This is a genomic window from Roseivivax halotolerans (assembly GCF_900115815.1).
Lineage (GTDB): Bacteria > Pseudomonadota > Alphaproteobacteria > Rhodobacterales > Rhodobacteraceae > Roseivivax > Roseivivax halotolerans.
In genome coordinates this window covers 1-1,144 of the sequence record NZ_FOXV01000044.1, presented here as the reverse complement: position 1 = coordinate 1,144, position 1,144 = coordinate 1, and the positions used below count along the sequence as shown (strand labels likewise).

The 1,144-nt window shown below is 65.7% G+C and carries 1 protein-coding gene; it reads right to left on the bottom strand.

The window, feature by feature from the left end; all coding sequences use genetic code 11:
- Window positions 1-7: 7 nt before the first annotated feature.
- Window positions 8-1,144: elongation factor Tu (gene tuf / locus BM171_RS18645; RefSeq protein ID WP_139218766.1), on the bottom strand; the 1,137-nt coding region annotated here is incomplete at its 5' end.

The following is a 1,144-nucleotide window of genomic DNA, read 5'->3' as shown; positions in this document are numbered from 1 at the left end:
GGCGCGATTACTCGACGATCTTCGAGACGACGCCGGAGCCGACGGTGCGGCCGCCTTCGCGGATGGCGAAGCGCAGGCCGTCTTCCATCGCGATCGGCGCGATCAGCTCGACGGCGAACTTCAGGTTGTCGCCGGGCATGACCATCTCGGTGCCCTCGGGCAGCGTCACGGTGCCGGTCACGTCCGTCGTCCGGAAGTAGAACTGCGGGCGGTAGTTCGCGAAGAACGGCGTGTGGCGGCCGCCCTCTTCCTTGGTCAGGATGTAGACCTCGGCTTCGAACTTGGTGTGCGGCTGAACCGATTTCGGCTTGCAGAGCACCTGGCCGCGCTCGACCGCGTCACGGTCGATGCCGCGCAGAAGCGCGCCGATATTGTCGCCCGCCTCGCCGCGATCGAGCAGCTTGCGGAACATCTCGACACCCGTGCAGGTCGTCTTCTGCGTGTCCTTGATGCCGACGATCTCGAGCTCGTCGCCCACGTTGATGACGCCGCGCTCGACACGGCCGGTGACCACGGTGCCGCGGCCGGAAATCGAGAACACGTCCTCGATCGGCATCAGGAACGGCTGGTCGACAGCGCGTGCGGGCTGCGGGATGTACTCGTCCACAGCGGCCATCAGCTCGCGGATCTTGTTCTCGCCGATCTCGGGATCACGGCCTTCCATCGCCGCCAGAGCCGAGCCCGCGACGATCGGAATGTCGTCGCCCGGGAAGTCGTAGGCGGACAGAAGCTCGCGGACTTCCATCTCGACGAGCTCGAGCAGCTCCTCGTCATCCACCTGGTCGACCTTGTTGAGGAACACGACCATCGCCGGGATACCGACCTGGCGGCCGAGCAGGATGTGCTCGCGCGTCTGCGGCATCGGGCCGTCGGCGGCGTTCACCACCAGGATCGCGCCGTCCATCTGAGCGGCACCCGTGATCATGTTCTTCACGTAGTCGGCGTGGCCGGGGCAGTCGACGTGAGCATAGTGGCGCGCGTCGGTCTCGTATTCCACGTGCGCCGTCGAGATCGTGATCCCGCGGGCCTTCTCTTCGGGCGCGCCGTCGATCTGGTCATAGGCGCGGAAGTCGCCGAAATACTTCGTGATCGCAGCCGTCAGCGTGGTCTTGCCGTGGTCAACGTGACCGATCGTGCCGATGTT